This window comes from Blastococcus deserti (genome assembly GCF_042682525.1).
Lineage (GTDB): Bacteria > Actinomycetota > Actinomycetes > Mycobacteriales > Geodermatophilaceae > Blastococcus_B > Blastococcus_B deserti.
This window is the reverse complement of record NZ_JBHUHP010000016.1, coordinates 54,387-78,675: the sequence shown is the minus strand read 5'-3', so window position 1 is coordinate 78,675 and position 24,289 is coordinate 54,387. Positions and strand designations below refer to the sequence as shown.

General features: G+C 74.3%; 19 protein-coding genes and 1 pseudogene. 14 read left to right on the top strand and 6 right to left on the bottom strand.

Features of this window, described 5'->3' with window-relative positions; all coding sequences use genetic code 11:
- Positions 1-70 precede the first annotated feature (70 nt).
- From ACFSHS_RS16030 to ACFSHS_RS16000, 7 genes and pseudogenes are all read left to right on the top strand, one after another.
- Positions 71-904 (top strand): ComEA family DNA-binding protein, encoded by an 834-nt coding sequence (locus ACFSHS_RS16030; RefSeq protein WP_376878223.1) that lies wholly within the window; start codon positions 71-73, stop codon positions 902-904.
- A pseudogene (locus ACFSHS_RS16025) lies at positions 901-3,009 on the top strand (ComEC/Rec2 family competence protein); the annotation flags it as partial. The gene ACFSHS_RS16030 and the pseudogene ACFSHS_RS16025, both read left to right, overlap by 4 nt.
- Before the next feature lie 388 nt (positions 3,010-3,397).
- On the top strand, positions 3,398-4,342 hold the full coding sequence (holA, locus tag ACFSHS_RS16020) for a DNA polymerase III subunit delta (protein ID WP_376878779.1): 945 nt from the start codon (positions 3,398-3,400) through the stop codon (positions 4,340-4,342).
- 157 nt (positions 4,343-4,499) lie between these two features.
- Positions 4,500-5,987 (top strand): dynamin family protein, encoded by a 1,488-nt coding sequence (locus ACFSHS_RS16015; protein ID WP_376878220.1) that lies wholly within the window; start codon positions 4,500-4,502, stop codon positions 5,985-5,987.
- 12 nt (positions 5,988-5,999) lie between these two features.
- Entirely contained in the window at positions 6,000-6,713 is a 714-nt protein-coding gene (gene grpE, locus ACFSHS_RS16010) for a nucleotide exchange factor GrpE (protein ID WP_376878217.1), read from the top strand.
- A complete protein-coding gene (locus ACFSHS_RS16005; protein WP_376878214.1) occupies positions 6,710-8,485 on the top strand; it encodes a dynamin family protein in 1,776 nt (591 codons plus the stop codon). The genes grpE and ACFSHS_RS16005 overlap by 4 nt, the downstream gene beginning before the upstream one ends.
- Before the next feature lie 5 nt (positions 8,486-8,490).
- Positions 8,491-9,897 (top strand): Hsp70 family protein, encoded by a 1,407-nt coding sequence (locus ACFSHS_RS16000; RefSeq protein WP_376878211.1) that lies wholly within the window; start codon positions 8,491-8,493, stop codon positions 9,895-9,897.
- Positions 9,898-9,980: 83 nt separating this feature from the next.
- On the opposite strand, the gene rpsT is transcribed toward ACFSHS_RS16000, so the two are convergent.
- Positions 9,981-10,241: a 30S ribosomal protein S20 gene (gene rpsT, locus ACFSHS_RS15995; protein ID WP_376878208.1), complete on the bottom strand. Its 261-nt coding sequence runs from the start codon at positions 10,239-10,241 to the stop codon at positions 9,981-9,983.
- 204 nt (positions 10,242-10,445) lie between these two features.
- On the opposite strand from rpsT, the gene lepA reads away from it, so the two are divergent.
- Both lepA and ACFSHS_RS15985 read left to right on the top strand, forming a co-directional pair.
- Positions 10,446-12,290, top strand: coding sequence for a translation elongation factor 4 (gene lepA, locus ACFSHS_RS15990; RefSeq protein ID WP_376878205.1), 1,845 nt, complete (start codon positions 10,446-10,448; stop codon positions 12,288-12,290).
- Positions 12,287-12,976 carry an MOSC domain-containing protein gene (locus tag ACFSHS_RS15985; protein ID WP_376878202.1) on the top strand — a complete coding sequence of 230 codons (690 nt, stop codon included), beginning with the start codon at positions 12,287-12,289 and terminating at the stop codon, positions 12,974-12,976. Before lepA ends, ACFSHS_RS15985 begins: the two co-directional genes overlap by 4 nt.
- Positions 12,977-12,989: 13 nt before the next feature.
- Here the strand turns inward: ACFSHS_RS15985 and ACFSHS_RS15980 are convergent, their stop codons facing one another.
- Entirely contained in the window at positions 12,990-13,400 is a 411-nt protein-coding gene (locus ACFSHS_RS15980; protein WP_376878199.1) for a VOC family protein, read from the bottom strand.
- A 128-nt stretch (positions 13,401-13,528) separates the two neighbouring features.
- Here ACFSHS_RS15980 and ACFSHS_RS15975 point away from each other — a divergent pair, with 128 nt between their 5' ends.
- From ACFSHS_RS15975 to ACFSHS_RS15955, 5 genes are all read left to right on the top strand, one after another.
- On the top strand, positions 13,529-14,236 hold the full coding sequence (locus tag ACFSHS_RS15975; RefSeq protein WP_376878196.1) for an LppX_LprAFG lipoprotein: 708 nt from the start codon (positions 13,529-13,531) through the stop codon (positions 14,234-14,236).
- On the top strand, positions 14,205-15,956 hold the full coding sequence (locus tag ACFSHS_RS15970; protein WP_376878193.1) for an MFS transporter: 1,752 nt from the start codon (positions 14,205-14,207) through the stop codon (positions 15,954-15,956). Before ACFSHS_RS15975 ends, ACFSHS_RS15970 begins: the two co-directional genes overlap by 32 nt.
- A 60-nt stretch (positions 15,957-16,016) precedes the next feature.
- Positions 16,017-19,646 (top strand): BTAD domain-containing putative transcriptional regulator, encoded by a 3,630-nt coding sequence (locus ACFSHS_RS15965; RefSeq protein ID WP_376878190.1) that lies wholly within the window; start codon positions 16,017-16,019, stop codon positions 19,644-19,646.
- Complete coding sequence (locus ACFSHS_RS15960; RefSeq protein ID WP_376878187.1) at positions 19,643-21,052, top strand: FAD-binding oxidoreductase; 1,410 nt, start codon at positions 19,643-19,645, stop codon at positions 21,050-21,052. The genes ACFSHS_RS15965 and ACFSHS_RS15960 overlap by 4 nt, the downstream gene beginning before the upstream one ends.
- A gap of 97 nt (positions 21,053-21,149) precedes the next feature.
- Positions 21,150-22,553: an FAD-binding oxidoreductase gene (locus ACFSHS_RS15955; protein WP_376878184.1), complete on the top strand. Its 1,404-nt coding sequence runs from the start codon at positions 21,150-21,152 to the stop codon at positions 22,551-22,553.
- A 58-nt stretch (positions 22,554-22,611) separates the two neighbouring features.
- Here the strand turns inward: ACFSHS_RS15955 and ACFSHS_RS15950 are convergent, their stop codons facing one another.
- The 4 genes from ACFSHS_RS15950 to ACFSHS_RS15935 form a co-directional block, all read right to left on the bottom strand.
- Complete coding sequence (locus tag ACFSHS_RS15950) at positions 22,612-23,151, bottom strand: Clp protease N-terminal domain-containing protein (RefSeq protein ID WP_376878181.1); 540 nt, start codon at positions 23,149-23,151, stop codon at positions 22,612-22,614.
- Positions 23,152-23,154: 3 nt separating this feature from the next.
- The gene (locus tag ACFSHS_RS15945; RefSeq protein WP_376878178.1) at positions 23,155-23,388 is read right to left on the bottom strand and encodes a helix-turn-helix domain-containing protein; all 234 of its coding nucleotides are present in this window, start codon (positions 23,386-23,388) and stop codon (positions 23,155-23,157) included.
- A 184-nt stretch (positions 23,389-23,572) separates the two neighbouring features.
- Complete coding sequence (locus tag ACFSHS_RS15940) at positions 23,573-23,884, bottom strand: hypothetical protein (protein ID WP_376878175.1); 312 nt, start codon at positions 23,882-23,884, stop codon at positions 23,573-23,575.
- Between the two features lie 30 nt (positions 23,885-23,914).
- Positions 23,915-24,289: YbaK/EbsC family protein (locus ACFSHS_RS15935; RefSeq protein ID WP_376878172.1), on the bottom strand; the 375-nt coding region annotated here is incomplete at its 5' end.

Genomic DNA, 24,289 nt, shown 5'->3' with positions numbered 1-24,289 from the left:
GCCGGCACCCTGATCCACAGATGCGGCGGCAAGCACGGCCGAACCTGTCCGGCTCCCTAACGTCCCGGCCGTGCGCCTCTCCTCCCACCGCGGCGACGACGCCGACGTGATCCGGCAGCGGCTGCGGCGACTGCTGGACGAGCGGAACCGGCTCGGTGGCTGGGTACCCGGCGACCCCGACGACGACGAGGAGTTCCCGGACGCCGGGAGCCGCGTCGACCCGCGGACGTGGCCAGCCGACGAGACCGGTGCCGCGGAAGTGCTGCCGGCCGGGATCGGCCGCCATCGCGCACCCGGCTCCGAGACGCGGTGGGACCCCGGTCGGTACGGCGCCCGCTCGCTCTGGCTGGTGGGACTCCTAGCTGCTGCCCTTCTTGCGGGCTGGACCTGGCTGGACCGCCCCCGGGTGGAACCGGTCGACGGCGCCCCCGCGACGCCCACGGCTCCATCGGCCCCGCCGGTCGGCGAGGCCGCCGAGACCTCGGCGACGGTCGTCGTCTCGGTCGTCGGGCAGGTCGCGAGCCCGGGGCTGGTCACCCTCCCCAGCGGATCGCGGGTGGCCGATGCGATCGCGGCCGCCGGTGGTCTGCTGCCCGCGGCCGACGCCGCGTCGGTGAACCTCGCGGCGGTGGTCTCCGACGGTGAGCAGCTCGCCGTCGGACTTCCTGGGCCGGTCCCGGCGGCGGATCCGACGGGCGCCGGCGGATCGGGAGGCCGGGTCGACCTCAACACCGCGGGCGTGGCCGAGCTGGACGCGCTGCCGGGCATCGGCCCGGTGCTCGCCCAGCGGATCGTCGACCATCGCGGGCGGCAGGGTCCGTTCCGGAGCGTCGAGGAGCTCGACGACGTGCCCGGCATCGGCCCGACGACGGCGGCGGAGCTGGCCGAGCTGGTGACCGTGTGAACGGTCCGGCCGGCTCCGGGAGCGCCGTCGACCGGTGGACGTGGCTCGATCTGCGGTTGGTCCCGGTCGCGGCGGCCATCTGGGTCGTCATCCTGCTCGCGGCGCTGACGACCTCGTCGGTGCTCGCCGTGGTCGCCTGCACGGCGTGCGCGTCCGCCGCCCTCGTCTCCCGCCAGCGACGACGGGGGACGGCGCTGGTGCTCGCGATCCTGGCCGGGGTGACGGCCGCCTCGGCGACGGCGGCCGTCCGGCAGACGGCCCGGGAGGACTCGCCCCTGCGCTCGGTCGCGGAGGAGGAGCGGCCGGCATGGGTGGTGCTGCAACTGGACGGCGACCCGCACGTGCTCCGCGGCGCGGGACCACCCCGGATCGTCGCCGACGCGACGGTGCGCACCCTCATCGGCCGGGAGCGCTCCCACACGGTGAAGGCCGCCGTGCTGCTGTTCGGGCCGGCGGACGACTGGCAGGGGCTGCTGCCGGGCCAGCGGGTGAGGGTGCGAGTGGCAAGCTCCCCACCAGAACCCGGTGACGAGGTCATCGCGGTGCTCTCGGCCCGCGGCCCGCCGACACTGCTCGATGAACCGGGCCCGCTGCAGCGCACGGCCGGGGCGCTGCGCGGCGCGCTCGCCTCCTCGGCGCAGCGCGTGCTCGACGAGCGAGCCGCAGGTCTGCTCCCCGGCCTGGTCGTAGGCGACACGACGGCGATGGACCCGGTGCTCGAGGAGGACTTCCGCCGCGCGGGACTCGCACACCTCACTGCGGTGTCGGGCGCCAACGTGGCCATCGTGCTCGCGGGCGTGCTGCGCCCACTGCGCCGGCGGGCGGTGGACCGGCGGGTGCAGGCCGTCCTCGCCGGTCTGGCCCTGGTGGGGTTCGTCGTGCTCGCCCGGCCCAGTGCGAGCGTCGTCCGGGCGGCCGCCATGGGTGCGGTGACCCTCCTGGCGCTCGCCTCGGGACGACCGCGCGCCGCCCTCCCGGCCCTCGGCGCGGCGGTCTGCGTGCTGCTCCTGCTCGACCCCGGCCTGGCCCGCGACCCGGGCTTCGCCCTCTCCGTGGCGGCCACCGGGGGCATCGTCCTGCTCGCACCCGGCTGGTCCCGGCGGCTGCGCGAGCGCGGCTGGTGGGCGCCGCTGGCCGACGCGGTGGCGGTCAGCGCGGCCGCGGGGCTGGTCACGGCGCCGATCGTCGCCGGCCTCTCCGGGACGGTCAGCCTCGTCTCGCTCCCGGCCAACCTGCTCGCGGCCCCCGCCGTCCCGGTGGCCACCGTCCTCGGCCTGGTCGCAGCCGTGGTCGCGGTGCCCGTGCCGACTTTGGCGGACGCGATCGTGTGGGTGGCCGGCTGGCCGACGCGGTGGCTGGTCGTGGTGGCTGAGCGGGCAGCGCGGCTGCCGGACGGCGCCGCCGCCTGGCCGGCCGGGTCACTGGGGGCTGTCGGGCTGACCGCGCTGCTGCTGGTCGCCGGCTGGGTGCTGTGGCGGTCCCGACGGATGCGTGCCGTCGCGTTCGCCGCCGTCCTCGGCCTGGTCCTCCTGGGCTGGCCGCTGCGCCAGACGGTCAAGGGATGGCCGCCGCCGGACACGGTGGCGGTGGGGTGCGACGTGGGCCAGGGGGACGCCTTCGTGGTGCCGGTCGGCGCCGGCGAGGCGATCCTCGTCGACGCGGGTCCCGACGTCGGCGCCGTCGACCGGTGCCTGGACCGGCTCGGTGTGCGGTCGCTGCCCCTGGTGCTGATGTCGCACCTGGACGCCGATCATGCGGGCGGCCTCGCGGGAGCGCTAGCGGGACGAGAGGTGGGCGTCGTGGCCACCGGCACCTTGTCGCCGGCCGACGATCGACTGCAGCCGTTCCAGGCGCTCGTCGGGCGCAGCGGCGGAGAGCGGACCGTGCTGGTCCCCGGGGACCGGCGGACCGTCGGCCGGGCCGTCGTGGAGGTCCTCGCCCCTGCACCGGAACGGGCCACGGCCGCGGCGGAACCGAACGACCTCTCAATGGTCGTCCGCATCACCGTCCGCGGGCTCAGGATCCTCTTCACCGGCGATCTCGGTGCCCAGGCGGAGGCGCGGATCCTCGCGGAGGGCACGGACCTGCGCTCCGACGTCCTCAAGGTGCCCCACCACGGCAGCGGCGACGCCGATCCAGAGTTCCTCGCGGCGAGCGGAGCCCGGGTCGCGCTCATCTCGGTCGGTGCCGACAACACCTACGGCCACCCCACCGGGCGGCTCCTGACCTGGCTCGGGCAGGCGGGCATGCGGGTGCACCGGACCGACCGCGAGGGCGATCTCGCGGTGGCGGGGTCGGCGGAGGACTGGGGCGTCGCCGCGGCCGGGAAGGCGGTCGCCGCGGCGGCCGGCACCCCTACCGGCCCGGGCGCCGGGGCGATCGGGCGGGAGGACGCGCGACCGTCCGCGGTCTCGCGGAACCGTCGGTCGGCCGTGACACGATGCAGCCGTGCCGGCCCGACCCGTGGAACCCACCTCCCGGCTGCGCGTCGTGATGGGGGAGGAGGAGCTGCTGCGCGCGCGTGCGGTCGGCGCCGTCCGCGCCGCCGTCCTCGGCCGCCACCCCGACGCCGAGGTGCACGAGCTCGCGGCCGCCGGCCTGCCCGTCGGTCAGCTGGCGGACGTCCTGGCGCCGTCGCTGTTCGGGGGCCACCGACTGGTCGTGGTGAGCGGGGTGCAGGAGGCCGCCGGAGCACTCTCCGACGCCCTGGTCGGCTACGCCAAGGACCCCGACCCCGACCTCACGCTCGTGGTGGTCCACTTCGGGGGCAAGCGCAACGAGGCGCTGGTCAAGGCGTTCACAGCCGCGGGGGCCGCCCTCGACGAGTGCCCGAAGCTCAAGTCGCCCGGTGACCTCGCGGCGTTCGCCCGCAACGAGGTCCGGCAGTTCGGCGGCCGCATCACCGCCGACGCGGTGACCGCCCTCGTCGACGCCATCGGCAACGACCTGCGGCAGTTGTCGGCCGCGGCCAGCCAGCTGGTGTCCGACTTCGGCGGCACCGTCGACGCCGACGCCGTCGCCCGCTTCCACCGCGGCCAGGCCGAGGTCAGCGGGTTCACCGTGGCAGAGCGCGTCCTGGTCGGCGACCGGGCGGGCTCGATCGAGATGCTGCGGTGGGCTCTCGAGCGGGGCGTGCCCCACGTCCTGATCGCCGATGCCATCGCCGACGGCGTCCGCACCGCCGCCCGGGTCGCCTCGCTGAGCTCCACGAACCCCGGCGAGCTCGCCCGAACGCTGAAGATGCCGCCCTGGAAGGTCAAGAAGGCGCAGGCCCAGTCGCGCGGCTGGAGCATCGACGGGCTGCAGCAGGCGATCGGGGTGGCGGCCGAGCTCAACGCCGACGTCAAGGGCGCCGCCGCGAGCGCCGACTACGCCCTCGAGCGAGCGGTCCGTCGGATCGTCACCATTCGCAAGGAGACCGGGCGGGGCCGCGGCTGACCGCCCCCCACGCCGCGCGGGCACGGGGGGAAGTCCCTGCCGCGCACCGGCTCGATGCGACGATCCGTGACGCGGACAGCACCAATGCTCCACCGATTGTGCGACCCTGGGCCCGCGGATCATCCGCCCTCGCTGTGGTGATGGTGGTGAGGCTCTGGTGCGTGTCCCGCGACGCGAGAAGAGCCAGTCCACCGATGCCGGTGGCCACGCGCCGAGGTCCCGTGCCGCCGTCGACAGCGCCACCGCTCTCGTCGCGGAGTTCTGCGCAGAGTCCTCCGGCCGTCTACGGGGCGAAGCCGGAACCGTCGCGCGTCGCATCGGTGCCGAGCTCTCCGAGGGTCAGCTGCGCATCGCCACGCTCGGGCGGGTGTCGTCGGGCAAGTCGACGCTCGTCAATGCATTGGTGGGCTGCCGCATGGCGCCGACCGATGCCAGCGAGTGCACCCGGGTGGTCACCTGCTTCCGTTATGGCGAGCAGCCCTCGGCCACCGCGTGTCTCCAGGACGGGCAGCGCATCCCGCTGCCCGAGCCCCGCTTCGACGGCAGCCCGCCCGAGCTTCCTCCCGACACGCCGGGCCTGGCCTACGTCGAGGTCCGCGCGCCGGCCGATCCGCTCCTGGAGGTCACGCTCATCGACACCCCAGGTGTCTCCTCCGCCAACAGCGACGTCTCGGAGCGCACCCACGATCTCGTGTCGGGCCGCGTCGCGGGGCTGCCGACCGCCGACGCGGTGGCCTTCGTCCTCAACCAGAATCTCCGCGAGGACGAGTACCGGCTCCTTCAGGACGTGGACCGCTCGAACACCCTGGTGCCTGCCTTCGTGCACACCGTGGGCGTCCTGGCGAAGGCTGACCTCGTCGGCGGCGGCGGAACCGGAGCGCAGGAGGCTGCTCGACGGCTCGCCCGGGCCATCGCCGCAGACCATCGGACGCTCCTGGCCGCCGTCGTCCCGGTCGTGGGCCTTCTCGCCGAGGTCGGCAACTGCCAGCTGCTGGGCGAGCAGGACGCGTACCTGATCCGCAGGCTCGCCGAGGACTGGGATGCCGCTGCCCGTGAGACCGCCCTCCTCGCGCCGGAGTTGCTCGACATCCAGCCCTCGACGGTGACCCCCACGGAGCGCCGGCATCTGCTGGGTCTGCTCGGGCTGGCCGGCTTGCGGCAGCTCCTCCAGCGGGTGGACGACGGCTACGTCAGCCCGGCCGCGCTGAACGCGGCTTGCCGGAGCATCTCGGGTTACGACGACCTCCGCATCGCCCTGGTGCACAACTTCCAGCAGCGGGCGGACGCCCTGAAGGCCGGCCGCGCGCTCTCAGCCCTGGTTCGCGCGGCCTTCGGGCGCCCGGTGCAGGAACTCGCCGCCCGGGACCGCGCCTGGTTCCAGGATCGTGTGGAGAGCCTCCGCCTCGACCCGCGCATGCACCGGATCCTCGAGTTCGAGGCCCTGCACCGCGTCCTGGCCGGTCAGGTACAGCTGCCCGAGTTCCTGCAGCGGGACGTGATCCGCATCGTGGAACGGGGTGGCCGGGACAGCAGCCTCGGCGCGGGGGCGTGGCAGGAGTTCGAGAGCCGGGCGACGTCGGCCGGTCAGCGGTCGGTCGCGCGAGTGATGGTGCGCAGCTACGCGATCGCCGCGGATTGTCGGTGAGGGAGGACGACCGTGCAGCGACAGGGGTGGCGCCTCTGGAGGGAGCCGGGTCGCCTCGCGGCGCGGCTGGTTGCTGTGCTCGCCGGGACGGCCACCGCGGCAGCGCTGGCCGGCGCCACGGTGTCCGGCCCGTGGTGGTACACGTGGCGGGCCTGGGGACTGGTCCTTCTCGGTGCCTGGGCAGGAGCGGCCGTCGTCTGGGCCTTCGTCCTCCCCCGTTCGCCTGCCGTCGCCGCGCCGCCGCCTGCCGTCGCCGCGCCGCCGCCTGCCGTCGCCGCGCCGCAGCCGCCGGCCGATGCTGGCCGGAGCGGCGGGCGTGAACCGGCAGTCGCCCCGCCGAGCGGCGTCCGGGAGCCGTCAGTCGTTCCCGGAAGCGGCCTGCCGCAGGTGACCGGGCAGGCCCGAGGGGACCGGTACCGGCTTCTCGGCGCCCTCGTCGAGCTCCTCGACGCCGTGCCCACGGAGTCGCTGCGTTACCGCGTGCAGCGCGCGCTGTCCGAGGCGGGCGTCGCCGAGTTCCGGCCCGACGGCGACGTCTTCGACCCGGAGCGTCACCACGCCATGGACGTGGAGTGGACCGACGATCCACGGCGCGAGTCGCGGGTCGCCCGGACTCTGCGTCCCGGTCTCGCGGACGGTGGCGGCGTCGTCCGCGCCGCCGAGGTCCTCGTGTACCGCAGCTCCCGCACCCGGCCGGCCGAAGCCCCTGGAAGGAGCGCCCGATGAGCTCACCGGCATCCGCGGCTGGCGAGGATCTCGTCTCGCTGGCCGAACGGGCGGGGCGCCTCGCCGACATGACCGGTCTCACCGACCTGAGCTCGCGGTTGCGCGCAGCGCACTCCGGAGCGAAGGAAGGGCTGCCGCGGGTGGTCGTCGGGGGTGAGGAGAAGCGAGGTAAGAGCTCCCTGGTCAATGCGCTGGTCGGCCGTCCGCTGCTGTCGCCGGTCGGGGACGATGTCGTCACGGCGACGTTCGTCGTGTTCATGCCGGGCGACCGGGACGAGGCCGTCGTCATCGTCGTGGACGGGCGGACCGGCGCGGCCCGACGGGTGCCCATCGGGCTCACCGAGCTTGCCGACTACGTCTCCGTCGACGCCACCCACGACGGCGTCATCGGCGCCGAGGTCCACCTGGACGCGCCTCTGCTCCGGGACATGGCGCTGGTGGACACCCCTGGCGTGGGCGGCCTCGATAGCGGGCTCAGCGCGATCACCATGAGCACGCTCGACACGGCGCACGCGCTGCTCTTCGTCATGGATGCGGCGGCGCCGCTCTCCGCGCCGGAACTGAGATTCCTGGCCCAGGCCGTGGACCGCAACGACGCCGTCGTCCTCGCGATGACGAAGACGGACCTGTACCCCGAGTGGAACCGGATCCGCGACGACGATCGCGAACTCATCGCGCGTCACGTGCCCCAGCTGGCCGACGCGCCGATCGTGCCGATGTCGAGCCGCCTGGCGGAGCAGGCGGGCCGGCTCGCTCACAACCCGGACGCGGCGGCACAGGTGCTGCGGGTCTCGGGCCTGGAAGGACTGGTCGGCGAGCTGAAGGAGAGGGTCGCCGCGCGGCTGGAGACCGTGTCGCTGGCCCACCGCGCACAGGCCCTGCATGCCCTGCTCGCCGAGCTACGCGCACGGCTGTCCGAGCGGCCGGAGTACGTCATCGGCGAACCGGGCGAGCTCGCGGAGCTGATTGCCGAGCGCGACCGGCTCGAGTCGTTCCTCACCGATCCCCACCATGGCGCGTTGCACGTGCACCGGCGGATGACGCGGATCCGCCGGGACGCGGAGCAGAACTTCGCGCTGAGGGCCTCGGACCTCTGCAAGCGGTATGCGGCCTCCCTCGACAGCTATCCGAGCGGTGAGCTCCAGCAGGTGCCAGCCCTGCTCCGAGGCGAGCTCGCCCAGCTGGTGGCCGACTCGATCGACGAGGTCGACCGCGAGCTGTACGACATTCTCTACGGGCTGGAACAGCGGATCGGCTCCGCGGTGGTCCTGGACCGGCTGCGCACCCTGCTCGAGCAAGAGGCCCAGGTCGACCTCAGCGACCACCGGGAGGGAAACAACTGGGGCAGCTACACCGCGTCAGCCGGTGGACACACCGTGGGCCTCGCCGGATCGATGATCTTCGGCGGCATCCTCGCGATGGGCGCCGCCATGATCGCGGTGGGGGTGGCCGCCCTCGCGACGTTCGGGCTGAGGGAGTTCATCTCGTCGCGGGCCAGCACCAGGCAGCAGAGCCTGCGACTGTGGCTCGAACGCGTCGAGCGGGACGTCGGGCGGTCCTTCGACCAGGCGCTGGGCAGCCGACTCGATGAGCTCGAGCGGATCATGAACTCGGAGCTGCCCCGCCTGTTCCGGGACCGCGTCGCACGCATCGAACGGCTCACGTCGCTGACCGCGGACAGTCCGGCCCGCCCGGACGGCATCACGCTCGCCGACGTCGACCAGCTCATCAGCCAGGTGAGCGCCGTGCTTGCGCCCGTCAGGAAGGGCTGAGCCCGATGGCCGCCCCGTTCTGCCTGGCCGTCGACTTCGGCACGACGAACACAGTGGCCGTGGTCACGGCGGACGACGGGCAGCGTGCGGACGCGCCGCTGCAGCGGATCACGTTCGGCGACGATTGGCGGCTGCCGTCGGCCGTCTTCTGGAGCGCTGACGGCCCACCGGTCGTGGGCCGGAACGCAGTGCGGTCGCAGCGGATGGACCCCACCCGGTTCATCCGTTGCCCCAAGCGCGAGATGGGCTTCGGTGCGGTGCCGCTCGGGGGCCACCAAGTGCCCGTGACGCAGATCGTCGCCGCCGTCCTGGACACGGTGCACCTGGAGACGGTCCGGCAACTCGGTGGGGAGCCCCGGCATGTCGTGCTGACCCGCCCGGTCCAGTGGGCCGCCACCAGGCGAGGGGAGTTCGAGGAGGCGGCGCGGCTCGCGGGCTGGCAGGAGGCGCAATTCCTGGAGGAACCGGTCGGGGCGGCCATCCGCCTGGGCAGCCTCGACCCGCTGCCCTCGGGCAAGCCTTTCGCCGTGCTCGACTTCGGTGGCGGCACGCTCGACGTGGCCGTGGTGCAGCGTGAGGGGGCGGCGTTCGACGTCCTGGCCAGCGACGGGGCCGACCCCCTCGGTGGCGAGGACATCGACGACCTCGTCTTCACCTACGTCCTGAGCACGCTGGTCGACCAGGGGGCGGCCCGGCTGCTGGCCGATTCGCCCGACCCCGCGTGGAGCAGTCGCCGGACGGCCCTGCGCCGCAACTGCCAGCTGGCGAAGGAGCAGCTCTCCGAGCAGGACTGGGGAGCGGTGGGCCTGCCGCACGGCGGGGACGACGTGATCCTGACGCGGCAGCAGTTCGACGGCCTGGCCGGCCCGGTCCTGCAACGCGCGGCCGGAACTCTCCACGAGACGGTGCTGCAGTGCGGGTACGACCCCGCCACTGTGCCCGTGTACCTGGTGGGCGGATCCAGTCGCATCCCGACCCTGCGGCAGATGATCCGAGCGCAGATGCACTGCGAGGTCCGGCTGGTGGGGGATCCACAGTTCGTGGTCAGCGAGGGGGCCGCCCTCTGGGCAGCGCACCGGCCGGGCGCACAGCGCGGCCGGATGCTGTTCGAACGTGTGTGGGAGCGCTTCCCGGACCGGCGAGCCGCACTGGAGGACGCCGGCCGGGCGGCGAGGGAGACCCTGACCACCGCGCGGCGCCGGGCACTGGAGGCCGGGGGGCGGGTCCGGGACGCGGCCGAACGGGCGAGGAACGACCCGCGCGTCAAGGAGACCGGTGAGCGACTGCGACGGGAGACCCGGCGCCTCGTCGACGAGGCGAGGCAGGATGCGCGGACGTCCTCAGCCGTCCTGTGGTCGGTCCTCGTCGTGCTGCTGCTCGTCGTGGTGGTCGTCGTCGCCGCGACCGGGTAGCTGCCGAGGCAAGAGACGCGACGAGCCCCCGTCCCGCAAGGGGAGGGGGCTCGTCCGGTCCGCGCCGCAGCGCGGATCTCGGCTCAGAGGCCGGCGACCTGCTTGGCCAGCCCCGACTTGCGGTTGGCGGCCTGGTTCTTGTGGATGATGCCCTTGCTCGCGGCCTTGTCCAGCGCCTTCGAGGCGACGGTCAGGGCAGCGGTCGCGGCGGCGGCGTCCCCGGACTCGGCGGCGGTGCGGACACGCCGCACTGCCGTCTTGAGGGCGGACTTGACGGCAACGTTGCGCTGACGCGCCTTCTCGTTGGTCTTGATCCGCTTCTTCTGGGACTTGATGTTCGCCACGCGTGAGCCTCGGTGTCTCGCAGGAGGGGAGTACTTCTGACAGTGCGTCCGGGCGCAGAGCAGCAGACACCGCGCCGGCGGACCGGCTTGCCAAGATACCAGCGTGGGTCGGCAGACCCCAACCCGCGGTCGGTGGGCCCGGGCACACACGACTTTCCGGCGGTCGCCCGGGTCCGGCGGGTGCCGTGGGACGATGGCAGCACTGTGACGACTCCTGCCACCACTGATCCGGCCCGTATCCGGAACTTCTGCATCATCGCCCACATCGACCACGGCAAGTCGACGCTGGCCGACCGGATGCTCGAAGTCACCGGGATCATCGAGGCACGGCAGATGCGCGCCCAGTACCTCGACCGCATGGACATCGAGCGCGAGCGCGGCATCACGATCAAGGCGCAGAACGTGCGCCTGCCGTGGACACCGAAGAGCGGCGGGCACCAGGGCACCGACCACGTCCTGCACATGATCGACACCCCGGGGCACGTCGACTTCACCTACGAGGTGTCGCGTTCGCTCGCCGCCTGCGAGGGCGCCGTCCTGCTCGTGGACGCCGCCCAGGGCATCGAGGCGCAGACCCTGGCCAACCTGTACCTGGCCATGGAGAACGACCTCACGATCATCCCGGTGCTCAACAAGATCGACCTGCCGGCCGCCCAGCCCGAGAAGTACGCCGCCGAGCTGGCGCACATCATCGGCTGCGACCCCGACGACGTCCTGCGGGTCAGCGGCAAGACCGGCGAGGGCGTGCCCGCCCTGCTCGACGCGATCGTCGACCAGATCCCCGCCCCGACCGGCGACGCGGACGGCCCCGCCCGCGCGATGATCTTCGACTCCGTCTACGACATCTACCGCGGCGTCATCACCTACGTCCGCGTCGTCGACGGCCGGATCTCCGCGCGCGACCGGATCAAGATGATGTCGACCGGGGCCACGCACGAGCTGCTCGAGATCGGCGTCATCTCGCCCGAGCCCAAGCCGGTGGAGAGCCTCGGCGTCGGCGAGGTCGGCTACTTCATCACCGGGGTGAAGGACGTCCGCCAGTCCCGCGTCGGCGACACCGTCACGCTGCAGCACAAGCCGGCGGCCGAGTCGCTCGGCGGGTACCGCGACCCGAAGCCGATGGTCTACTCCGGCCTCTATCCCATCGACGGCAGCGAGTACCCGCTGCTGCGCGAGGCGCTGGACAAGCTGCTGCTCAACGACGCCGCCCTCACCTACGAGCCGGAGACCTCCGCGGCGCTCGGCTTCGGGTTCCGCGTCGGGTTCCTCGGCCTGCTGCACCTGGAGATCGTCCGCGAGCGGCTCGAGCGGGAGGCGGGCATCAGCCTGATCTCGACCGCCCCGAACGTGGTCTACCGGGTGGTCATGGAGGACGGCACGGAGCACACCGTCACCAACCCCAGCGACTGGCCCGAGGGCAAGATCGACCGGGTCTACGAGCCGGTCGTGAACGCCACGATCATCGCGCCCAGCGACTACACCGGCGCGATCATGGAGCTCTGCCAGAGCCGCCGCGGTCAGCTCGGCGGCATGGACTACCTCAGCGAGTCGCGCGTCGAGCTGCGCTACACGCTGCCGCTCGGCGAGATCATCTTCGACTTCTTCGACGCCCTGAAGTCGCGCACCCGCGGCTACGCCAGCCTCGACTACAGCGAGGCCGGCGAGCAGGAGTCGCAGCTGGTCAAGGTCGACATCCTGCTGCAGGGTGAGGCCGTCGACGCGTTCAGCGCGATCGTGCACAAGGACAAGGCGTACAGCTACGGCGTGATGATGGCCGGCAAGCTGCGCGAGCTGATCCCGCGGCAGCAGTTCGAGGTGCCCATCCAGGCCGCCGTCGGCTCGCGGGTCATCGCCCGCGAGACGGTCCGCGCCATCCGCAAGGACGTCCTCGCCAAGTGCTACGGCGGTGACATCACCCGCAAGCGGAAGCTGCTGGAGAAGCAGAAGGAGGGCAAGAAGCGGATGAAGATGGTCGGCCGCGTCGAGGTCCCCCAGGAGGCCTTCGTGGCCGCGCTCTCCACGAACGAGTCCACCGCCTCGAAGAAGTGAGCGACCGCGGCCGAAGTGGCCACGTCGGCCGCACGGGGCGGGTCGAGGCGGTCTGCGTCTCGGGCCCCGACCTGCTGCCGCTGCCCGGCCGCCGGCCCGGCCGCAGCGGCATCGACAAGAAGCCGGTGACCGGCCGGGTCGCCGTCCAACCGCTCGGCCTCGACGGCGACGTGCAGGTCAACCGCAGGCACCACGGCGGGGAGGGGCAGGCGGTCTACGCCTACGCCCAGGAGGACGCCGCCTTCTGGATCGCCGAGCTGGGCCGTGAACTGCCGCCGGGACGGTTCGGCGAGAACCTGCGCACCAGCGGCGTGGACCTGCGCAACGCCCTCCTCGGGGAGCGGTGGCATGTCGGGACCGCGGTGTTCGAGGTGACCGCCTGGCGCACCCCGTGTGCCAATTTCGCCCGCTTCTGGGGCGTCCCCGACCTGGTCGAGCGGTTCGCCGCGCACGGCGCCACGGGCGTGTACCTGCGGGTGCTGCAGACCGGCGAGATCGGCGCCGGCGACGCTGTCGAGATCGTCCGGCGTCCCGATCACGGGATCACGGTGGAGACGGCCTTCCGCATCGCCATGACGCAGAAGTCGCGGCTGCCCGAGCTGGCGCCGGTCCTCGAGTACCTGCCGGACAGGGCCAGGTCCAAGATGGCGGCCAGGATCGACGCACGGACGGGCACCCGGGCCTGAGCCCGCGGCCGCCTCAATGCAGCCAGGCCGCGTAGGACAGCCCCACGACCAGTCCTTCGGCTGACTGCAGCCTGGCGACCGTCTGCCCCCACGGCTCGGTCCGTGCCTCGTGCAACAGCTCGAACCCGACGTCACGGAGCTCGGCGGCGCCGGCGGCCACCGCGTCGGCATCGGCCAGCTCGAACTCGATGCTCGCCTGGGGCACCGGCCGGTCGGCCGGCCAGGCCTCCGAGCCGAAACAGGCTCGCGCGGCCTCTGCGAGCGGCCACACCCCGAAGTGCCTGCTCCCCTCGATCCGCTCGCTGGCGAAGTACTCGCCGTCCAGCCGTTCGAGGGGCAGCCCGAGCGCATCGACGTAGAGACGCCGGCTGGCCGCCGGGTCGGCGGCGATGACGCTCACACTCGCGATGAAGAGGACGTCCATGCGGGCACCCTGGCACCGACCCGTCCGCGGGAGGGACGTCGTCGGCGCCTCCACTCGCGCTGTCCACCGACGCGCTACTGTCCGCCGCGGTAGGCCGGGACCCGCCCCGGCCTCCGGGGAGGTCGTCCATGACGCCGCGCCGCACGGTCGCGCCGCTGCTCGCACTCGCGCTGCTCGCCGTCCCCGTGGTCACCGCGTGCGGTGGGGGTGGCACGGACACGGAGTCGGCGACCGACCTGCTCGCGCACGCCCGGCACACCCTCGACGAGACCGAGTCCGTGCACTTCGTCCTCGACAGCGAGGGCGCTCCCGCGACCGGCACCCAGCTCGTCGGCGGGGAGGGGGACATCGCCCGGCCGGCGTCCTTCGAGGGCACCCTGGAGGTGCGGGCGATGGGCTCGACCCTCGACCTCGCGGTCGTCTCCGTCGACGGCACGGTCTACGCGCAGCTCCCCTTCACCTCCGGGTTCAGCGTCGTCGACCCGGCACAGTTCGGCTTCGGCGACCCCGGGGCGCTGATCGACCCCGAGACCGGCATCTCTCAGCTCCTGGCAGCCGCCGAGTCCGCGGAGCTGGGCGAGGAGCGGCGGGTGGACGGCGAGGTCGTGCGCGAGGTGACGGCGGAACTGCCCGGGGACCTGGTCGAGCGGATCCTCACCAGCGAGGATCCGACGCGCCCGGTCCGCGCCCGCTTCTCGGTCGCCGAGGAGAGCGGGCAGCTGCTCCGCGCCGAGCTCACCGGGCCCTTCTTCAGCGCCGAGGACGACGCCACGTACACCCTCGAGCTGAGCGACTTCGGCGCCGATGTCCAGATCACCGCACCGGCCACCGGCTGAGCGGGGGCCGGCCGCCGACCGTCCCGGGCCGGGCCTGCCGGTCGTCGTCCTCGCCACCCTCGCCGTCCTGGTCACCGCGGCCGACACCTACGTCGTCGTCCTGGCCCTGCCCGACATCCTCACGGGGGTCGGCGTCGGGCTGGACGAGCTGCAGCGGGCCACCCCGATCGTCGGCGGGTTCCTGCTCGGCTACACCGCCACGCTGCCCCTGCTGGGCCGCCTGGCCGACCTGCGCGGCCGGGCGCCGGTGCTGGTCGGCTGCCTGCTGCTGTTCGCCCTCGGATCGCTGCTCACCGCCACCGCCGACACGCTGGGGCCCGCCGTCCTCGGCCGGGGGCTGCAGGGCATCGGCGCGGGCGGGCTGGTGCCGGCCACCCTCGCGCTCGTCGCCGACCGCTGGCCTCCGGAGCGGCGCGCGCTGCCCCTCGGGGTCGTGGGCGCGGTGCAGGAGGCCGGCGCGGTACTCGGCCCGCTGGCCGGGGCGGCCGTGCTGGCGGTCGCCGACTGGCGGGCCATCTTCTGGCTGAACCTGCTGCTGGGCCTGGCCCTGGCCGGAGGCGCCGCGGTCACCGGCCGCGTGCGCCGGCCCGATCCCGTGGGACTCGCGCTCGCCGCCGTCGTCCTGCTCGCCGTGGGCCTGCAGCTGGCCGCCCCGCGCGCATTGGCGGAGGACGTGACGCTGGGGCTGGCCTACGTCCCCCTCGTCGAGGCGGTGGAGTGGACGACGCCGCTCGTGCTCGCCGGGCTCGTCGCCGGGATCGGCCTGGTCCTGCGCGGCCTCGCGGTGCCCGCGGGTGCGGTGCTGCCGGTGCGGGGCCTGCGGCGGCTGGCCGCCGAGGTCGACGTCGTGGGGTCGGCCCTGGTCGTCGTCACGCTCGGGAGCCTCGTCTGGGCGTTCGCGGCCGCCGACCCGGCGACCCAGATCGTGGCGCACGGCCCCGTGCTCCTGCCGCTGGCCGCGGTGGCCACGGCGACGTTCCTCTGGCACGAGCGCCGGACGCCTGCGCCGGTGCTGCCGCTGGCGGCGCTGCGGCCGGTCGGGGCCTGGGGCGCGCTGCTGGTCAACGTGCTGGTCGGTGCCGCCCTGGTCGCGGCCCTGGTCGACATCCCGCTGTTCGCGCGGAACACCACGACGCCGGGCGACCAGCTCGGCGCCGCGCTCGTGCTGCTGCGGCTGCTCGTCGCGGTCCCCGTCGGGGCGGTGGCCGGGGGCTGGCTGTGCCGCAGGGTTCCGGCCCGGTTCGTGGCCGCCGGCGGGATGGCGCTCACCGCGGTCGCGTTCGTGCTGATGACCGGCTGGGACGCCGGGTCGCTGGACGGCGCGGCGTCGACCGTCGTCCTGCTCGCCGCCGGGCTCGGGTTCGGGCTGGCGATCGCGCCGGTCAACGCGGTCCTGCTGGCCGTGACCCGCTCCGACGTCCACGGCAGCGCGAGCGCCCTGGCGGTGGTCGCCCGCACGGTGGGGATGCTGGCCGGGCTGTCGCTGCTGACCGCCGTCGCCCTGCGCCGGTTCACCGCCGAGGTGGGGGCCATCGGCACTCCGTTGGAGCTGTGCCCGGAGACACCCGCCGACTGCGCGGCCTACGACGCCGCCACGAGCGCGGCCGTCCTGACGCAGCTGCACACCGTCTTCGCGGGTGCGGCGGTCGCGGCAGGGCTCGCCGCCGTCGCAGCCCTGGTCCTGCTGCGCGACGGAGGGTCGACGCCGCTCCGCCCGTGAGGACGCAACCGCTCCACGGGCCGCTCTCCTCGTCTAGCTTTCCCCGCGGAGGGAGGCGCCGTGGAGGGCACCGGGCAGCTGCGCATCAGTCTGCTGGGCCCGTGCGCGGCGTGGCTCGACGGGAGGGCGCTCGATCTCGGCGGCCCCCGGCAGCGCGCCGTCCTGGCCGTGCTCGTGCTGGCCCGCGGCGAGGTGGTGCCCGTCGACCGGCTGACCGAGTACGTCTGGGGCGAGCGTGCCCCCGCCGACCCCGCGGGTGCGGTGCAGGCCTACGTCTCCCACCTGCGCCGGCGACTGCAGCCGGGCAGCGCGGCCCGCACCCGGTCGGGCGTCATCGTCAGCCAGGGACGGGGCTACGCCGTGCGGCTGCCGCCCGACGCCGTCGACGTCTGGCGGTTCGAACGGCTGCTGCAGCGGGCAGGGGCGGCGGTGGAGGCGCAGCAGGCGGTGGCCCTGCTCTCGGAGGCGCTGGCGCTGTGGCGGGGGCCGCCCCTGGCCGAGTGGGTCGACGAGCCGTGGGCGGAGCCGGAGATCACCCGGCTCACGGAGCTGCGCGCGGAGGCGCGGGACCGGCTCATGGCCGCCCAGCTCGCCCTCGGCCGGGCGGCCATGGTGGTCGCCGACCTGGAGGCGATGGTCGCCGAGGAGCCCCTGCGCGAGGAGCGGTGGCGGCTGCTGGCCCTGGCCCTCTACCGGGCGCACCGGCAGGCCGACGCGCTCGCGGCCCTGCGCCGGGCGCGCCGGACCCTCGCCGACGAGCTCGGCGTCGATCCGGGGCCGGCGCTGCGCGAGCTCGAGCAGCAGGTGCTCGCACAGTCGCCGGCGCTCACCGTGCCGCCCCAGCGCGCGCGTGCTCCCGAGCCGGCCGCACCCGAGCCCCGGCCGCTCCCCGACGACCTGCTGGACCGCGAACGGGAACTGGCGGCGGTGCGGTCCGCGCTCGACGACCTGGTGGCGGGGGAGCCGCGGCTGCTGCTCATCGAGGGCCCGGCGGGCATCGGCAAGACCCGCCTCCTGAACGAGGCGCGGCGGATGGCGGCCGAGCGCTCGGTGCGGGTGCTCACCGCGCGGGGCAGCCAGCTGGAGAAGGCGTTCGGGTTCGGCGCCGTCCGGCAGCTGTTCGACCCCCTCCTCGCCAGCGCCGAGCGCCGCGAGGAACTGCTCACCGGTGCGGCCAGCAGTGCGCGGACGGTCTTCGACCTGTCACCCGGGGAATCGCCGGAGGGGTCCTTCGCCGTCCTGCACGGGCTCTACTGGCTGGCGGTCAACCTGACCTCCTCCGGTCCCGTGCTGCTGGCCGTGGACGACGTCCAGTGGTGCGACAGCGCGTCGTTGCGGTGGCTGGCCTACCTGGTCCGCCGGCTCGAGGCCGTGCCGGTGCTCGTCGTGGGCACCGTCCGCACGGGGGAGCAGCACGCCGACGAGGAGTTGCTCAACGAGCTCTCGCTGGAGCCGGCCGCGGTCGTCGTGCGCCCCGAGGCGCTGTCCCAGGCGGCCGTCGCGGAGCTCGTCGGCCGGCGGCTCGGCGAGCCGGTCTCGCCGCTGTTCGCCCTGGCTTGCCACCGGACCACCTCCGGCAACCCGCTGCTGCTCCGGCAGCTGCTGCGGGCGATGGAGGCCGACGGGGTGCGGCCGGACGCCGCCCACGCCGACATGGTGGTCGCGGTCGGTTCGCGGGCGGTCTCGAGCATGGTGCTCATGCGGCTGCGGCGGCTGGCCGGTGCCGCACCTGCGGTGGCCCGGTCGGCCGCGGTCCTCGGCGACGGCGCACCCCTGCCGGTGGTCGCCGCGCTCGCCGAGCTCTCCGAGCCCGGCACCGCGGCGGCGCTCGCGCGGCTGGCGCGCGCCGAGATCGTCAAGGACGAGCAGCCGCTCGCCTTCGCCCACCCCCTGGTGCGGGAGGCGGTGTACCGCGACCTGCCCGCCGCGGAGCGGGCGCTGATGCACGAGCGTGCCGCGCGCCTGCTCCGCGCGTCCGGCGCCAGCGACGAGCAGGTCGCCGCCCACCTGCTCGTGGCCCCGGTGCGCGGCGACGAGGGCACCGTGCAGGTCCTGCGGGCCGCCGCGCGCACTGCCGCCGACCGGGGGGCGTCCGACAGCGCGGTCACCCTTCTGCGCCGGGCCCTGGAGGAGGGGCCGACCGGAGAGCTCCGCTGCCACGTCCTCACCGAGCTCGGCCTGCTGGAGTCGCTGATCGACGGCGCCGCGAGCACCGAGCACCTGCTGCAGGCGTACGCCCTGCACCAGGACCCGGAGGACCGCGCGGACATCGCCGTCGCCATCGCGCGCACCGAGGTGTTCGCCAGCCCGCCGGGCGTGGCGACCCGCTTCGCCCGGGACGCCGGCCGTGCGGTGCCGCCCGAGTTCGCCGACCACCGCCAGGCGCTGCTCGCCATCGAGCGGACGAGCGGTTACATGCACGGGCTGGAACCGTCGGAGTGGCGGAGGACCGAGCCCGGCGACCCGGCCGGCGAGGGCCTCGGCGCCCGCATGCTCGCGGCCAACCTCGCGTTCGAGGCGATGGCCGACGGCGTCGATCGCCAGCGTGCGATCGCGCTGGCGCGCTTCTCCCTGGACGGGGACCGGCTCTGGGCGGTCGACAACGGGCTCTTCTGGGTGGTGGCGGCCAACGTGCGGACGCTGGCCGACGACGACCTCGGGGACTTCTGGCCGCGCGCCCGGGCGCAGGCGCACGCGCGTGGCTCGCTGTTCATGGCCCTGTCGGTCAACGTCTGGGAGGGCTACTGGCGCTGGCGGCGGGGAGAGCTGGACGAGGCGCTGGCCTGCTTCACAGCGGCGCTCGACCAGGACCGGATGTGGGGCGGCTCCGGGATCGGGGAGCCGTACACGCGCTCGTTCCAGATCGGCTGCCACCTCGACCGCGGGGACGTCGCGGCCGCCCGAAGGGTCGCCGACGAAGCGCTCGCCGGACCGACGACGGGGGAGGGCGGCCGGCTGCTCCAGCACGCGCTGGCCCGTCTCCTCGCCGTGGAGCGACGCCCCGCCGAGGCTCTCGCCACGCTCGACGCCATCCCGTCGCCGGTGCCGGTCCGCAACCCGGTCTGGAACCCCTGGCTCACCACGGCCGCGATCGCGCTGGACCGGATGGGCCGCACCGACGAGGCCCTGACGCTCATGGAGGAGGAGGTGGCCCGGCTGCGGCGGTGGGGTGCCCCCAGCTATCTCGGGACCGCCCTGTGCCGCCTCGGCCACCTGCGGGGGGACGCCGGCCTCGACGACGCCCGCGAGGCGGTGGAGGTGCTGACGCCGACGATCGCCGCCGTGGAGCTGGCCCGCGCCCGCTGCATGCTGGGCAGCCGCGCGCAGCTGCCCGACGACGAGGCGGTCGAGCTGCTCCAGGCCGCGCTCGACACGGCCCTCGACCGCGGCGCGGTGGGCATCGCCCACCGCGCCCGTGCCGCACTCGCCCACCGCGGCCGTGCCGCACTCGCCCGCCGCGGCCGGGCGGACGGAAGCGGCCGTGACGTGCACCGGCGCTCCACCACCATCGAGCGCCGCATCGTCGACCTGGCGACGTCGGGGCGAGGGGTCCGCGAGATCGCCCAGCTGCTGTTCCTCACGCCCGGAACCGTCCAGGCCGCGCTCGAGGCGGCGTCCGCCGACGGCCTCAAGTTCTTCTCAAGTCCGTCCGGGGACCGTCGGTCACTGGCAACCGGGAGGACCCCGTGACGCAGCAGCAGATGGCGACGACCGCACCGTCCCGGGCCGAGGCCCTGCGCGGCCTGTGCGGTGGCTCGGTGCAGCTGCCTGGGGACCCGGCCTACGACATGGCCCGTTCGCCGTGGAACCTGCAGATGCGGGACCACCCGGCGGCGGTGGCCTACCCGGCGTTCCCGGACGAGGTCGCCGAGGTGCTGCGCGCCGCGGCGGCCGCCGGGCTGAAGGTCGCCCCCCAGGGCACCGGTCACGGAGCGCCGCCGCTCGAGGGCCGGCTGGCCGACGCGGTGCTGCTGCGCACGTCGGCGATGACGGAGCTCGACGTCGACCCCGACCGCCGCACCGTGCGGGCCGGCGCCGGCGTGCTGTGGGGCGATCTGACCGACATCGTCGGCCGGCACGGTCTCGCCGCCCGGCATCCCTCCTCGCCCGACGTCGGGGTGGTCGGCTACACCCTGGGCGGCGGCATCGGCTGGTACGCGCGGAAACTGGGACTGCAGTGCAACGCGGTCAGCGCCGTCGAACTGGTCCTGGCCGACGGCACCTTCGTGCGCGCGACCGCCGACCGGGACGCCGAGCTGTTCTGGGCGCTGCGGGGCGGAGCGGCACCGCTGGGTGTCGTGACCGCGATGGAGTTCGAGGTGTTCCCCCTCGCGACCGTCGTCGCCGGTCACCTCTCCTGGGACTGGACCGCTGTCGAGCGGGTGCTTCCGGCCTGGGTGGCCTGGTGCGCCGACGCGCCGGAGGAGGCGACCACGTCGTTCCGGCTGCTCGACGTCCCGGTGGACGACGCGATCCCCGCCGAGCTCCGGGGCCGGCGGATCGCGATGATCGACGGTGCGGTACTGGGCGACGACGCCGGCGCCCGCGAGGTGCTGGCGCCGCTGCGCGCCCTCCGTCCGGAGTTCGACACGGTCGCACGGGTGCCTGCGGCGTCCCTCGTCCGGCTGCACCTGGAGCCAGAGGGCCCAACCCCCGCCTACGCCAGCAGCACGCTGATCTCGGGACTGCCCGACGCCGCTGTGGCGCGCGTCGTCGAGGCCGTGGGCCCGGGGTCGGGGACCCGGCTGGCCGCGGCCGAGCTCCGGCAGCTCGGCGGCGCCTTGTCGCGCCCGGAGCCCGACGGCGGTGCCCTGTCCGCCCTCGACGGTCAGTTCCTGGCGCTCGGTCTCGGTCTCGGCGGGGGGAACGACGACGAGTGGGACCGGCAGCGGGCCGACGCCGCCCGCTTCCTCTCGGCAGTGGAGCCGTGGGCCTCCGGCCGGCAGTACCTGCCGATGCTCGACGAGCGCACGGACACCCGGAAGGTCTTCCCGCCCGGGGTGCACGCACGGCTGTCCGCCGTCCGGCGCGCCGCCGACCCGGGCGGCCTCTTCCTCGCCGCGCACCACGAGGGGACCCGGGTCCCGGCGACTTGAGCCCTCGCCGCAAGGCCGCTGCAAGGCGGGCTCAATCGGCCGTCAAGCGCTCGGCGCCACCGTTCCTCCATCAGCTCGACCCGACCTGGAGGACACCGTGACCCTCTCGCTCGACGCCGTCGTCGAGGCCCCCGGCCGCATCTTCTTCGACGCGCTGCGTCGCCGGCTCACCGGATCGCTGCACACCCACGACGAGCCCGGATTCGACGACATCGTCTCGCCGTGGAACCTCGCGGTCGCCATGCGGCCGGCCGCGGTCGTCGTCGCCCGCACCGCCCAGGACGTCGTCGAGACCGTCCGCTTCGCCGGTGCGCACGGCTTGACCACCGGCGTGCAGGCCACCGGCCACGGCGCCGAGCGCTCGCTGGCCGGGCACATCCTGATCATGACTAAGGGCCTGGACGAGGTCACCGTGCACCCGGAGGGCTGGGCCCGGGTGGGCGCCGGCGTGAAGTGGGCCAAGCTGGTCGCCGCGGCGGCTCCCTACGGCCTGGCCGGTGTCAACGGCTCCACCACGGACGTCAGCATCGTGGGCTACACCACCGGGGGCGGCGTCGGCCCGCTGGCCCGCACGTACGGCATCAACGCCGACCGGGTGCGGGCCTTCGAGGTCGTCACCGGTGACGGCGTCTTCCGCCGGGTGACCCCCACCGAGTACCCCGACCTGTACTTCGCGCTGCGTGGCGGCAAGGGCGCCGCCGGCATCGTCACCGCTCTCGAGTTCGACCTGATCCACATGCCGTCCTTCTACGGCGGGGCGATCTACTTCGACGGTGCCGACGCGGCCGCCGTCATCGACCGGTGGCGGGGCTGGGCGGACGCCCTGCCCGAGCAGGGGACGACGTCCTTCGCGATCTTCCAGCTGCCGCCGTTGCCCGAGATCCCGCCGCCGCTGGCCGGCCGGATGACCCTGGGCATCCGGTTCCTGTGGACCGGGGAGCCCTCCGAGGGCGCCCGGCTGCTGAACCAGATCCGGGAGGTGGCGCCGGTGATCCTGGACGACGCGAACCTGCGCCCGTACACCGAGATCGACCACGTGCACGCCGACCCGGTGGACCCCATGCCGGTCGTCGATCCGTCGATCCTGCTGAACGGGTTCCCCGCCGAGGCGGCCGAGCGGCTGCTCACCGTGGCGGGCCCGGGCTCGGGCTCTCCCCAGGTGATCGTCGAGGTCCGGCACCTCGGCGGGGCCTACGCCCGCGAGGGCGCCCACCCCAGCGCCTTCAGTCACCGGGCCGCACGCTTCAGCGTGCTGACCGTGGGCATGGCCGTGGACGAGACCATGGCAGCGGGCACGCTGGCACACGCGCGCGAGGTGTTCGCGGCTCTGGCCGACTGGGACACCGGAGGGGTGTGGCCGAACTTCGGCGTCCCGCACGACGCCGTCTCGGCACGGCGCAGCTACGACGAGCCGACGCTGGCGAGGTTGCGCGAGATCGTCGACACCTACGACCCCGAAGGCGTCCTGCAGGCGGGGGCCTACACCCGAGCCGTCGCCTGACGGTCGGTTCGGCCCCGCGGTGCCCGGACGTGGCCTGCCACGTCCGGGCACCGTCGCGTCACGAGCCCTGTGCAGTCGTCAGGTCGCGACGCAGCTCCGCGGTGTCGACACCCCGGTCCGCCATGACCTTCATCGCCAGCCCCTCGCCCTCGCGGAGCAGGCCGAGCGCGATGTGCCCATCGTTGATCGTCTTCTGCTTGAGGGCGATGGCCTCCCGCAGCGACAGTTTCAGCACCTTCTTGGCCCGCGAGCTGAACGGGATGTGGCTGGGGCTCTCGTCCCGCCGGGCCGGCCCTCCGTCCAGGGCGCCCGGCCCGAACGTGGCCTCGACCCGCTCCCGGACGGCGTCCAGGTCGATGCCCAGGCTCGTGAGTGCGTCGGCGTCCAGGTCGTCGTTCCCGTGGTGACCTTCGACCGCCTCCGACACCATGTCGTGCGTCAACCCGTGCCGGGACAGGACGACGGTGGTCGGCGTGTCCTGGGTGAGCAGGGCGAGGAGCAGGTGCTCGGTGCCGATGCGCTGGTGGCGCAGCCGGCGTGCCTCAATCTGGGCGCCGATGACGGTCCGCCGGGCCTCGGCGGTGAACCGCTCGAACATGGGTCAGTCCTTTCGCCGGAGCGGCCCGCGGCCGCTCGCGTACTTCTTGTGCACCGCCTGCCGGGTCACGCCCAGGAGCTGGGCGATCTGCTCCCACGTCCAGCCCTGGTCGCGGGCGTTCTCCACCTGGAGGGCCTCCAGCCGCTCGACGAGGACCCGCAGCGAGCGCACGGCCTTGAGCCCGACCGTGGGGTCCTTGCTGCTGGCGGCGGTGGCCACCTGTGCTGTGTCGGCCATGCCCGTCAACTTAAGTTGCGTTCCCGTGCCGTGTCAACCGTTTTTGACGAGCGTCGACCGCCGTCCCGACCGCTCAGCCGGCCCGGCGATCGCCCGGCGGCCGGGCGGGACCCCACCGGCGGAGCCGGTCATCGATTCGAGGCGCGGCCCGATCGTCCCGGCAGCACGGTCGCCGTCCGACGGGTCACCTTTCGCCGGCGACGACGTCGTAGTGGACCACCGTCGTCTCCCGGTCCACGAGGTACCGCTCGTCCTCCGGGTAGAACACCGCCCGGTCGATGTCGTCGCCGGCGAAGCCGCGGACAGCGTCCCGGGACGCCCACAGGCTCAGCGTGACGATCTCGGTCCGGCCGTCGCCGACGTCGCGCGCAAGCATCCAGGCACCCTGGTTACCCGGGGTGCGGCGGTACTCGGCCATCCCGGTCCGCTCGATGTAGTCGACGTAGGCGGCGCGGTCCTGCGTGCGCACCCAACCGCGCCACATCCGGGCGATCATGCGGCCTCCTCGCGTCCAGGCGTCGCGCGTTCAGGCGACGGCAGCGGCCTCACCGGCGGTGATGCGCAGCAGCTCGTCGTAGGAGGCGGCGAACATGGTGTGGTGGTCGCCGCCGCCGGCCCAGACCACGGGGTGCGCGGCGAGGTCGACGTCCACCACGGTCCGCAGCGGCGCCGGGTGGCCGACCGGTGCCACCCCGCCCACCTCCTGCCCGGTGGCCGCGAGGACGAACGCGGGGGCGGCCCGGCGGACGCGCCGCACCCCGACCAGTGCGGCGACCTTCGCCGTGTCCACGCGGTGCGCACCGCTGGCCAGGACCAGCAGGGGAGCTCCGTCGGCCTCGAAGACCAGGCTGTTGGCGATGGCGCCCACCGGGCAGCCGAGCGCCGCGGCCGCGGCGGGCGC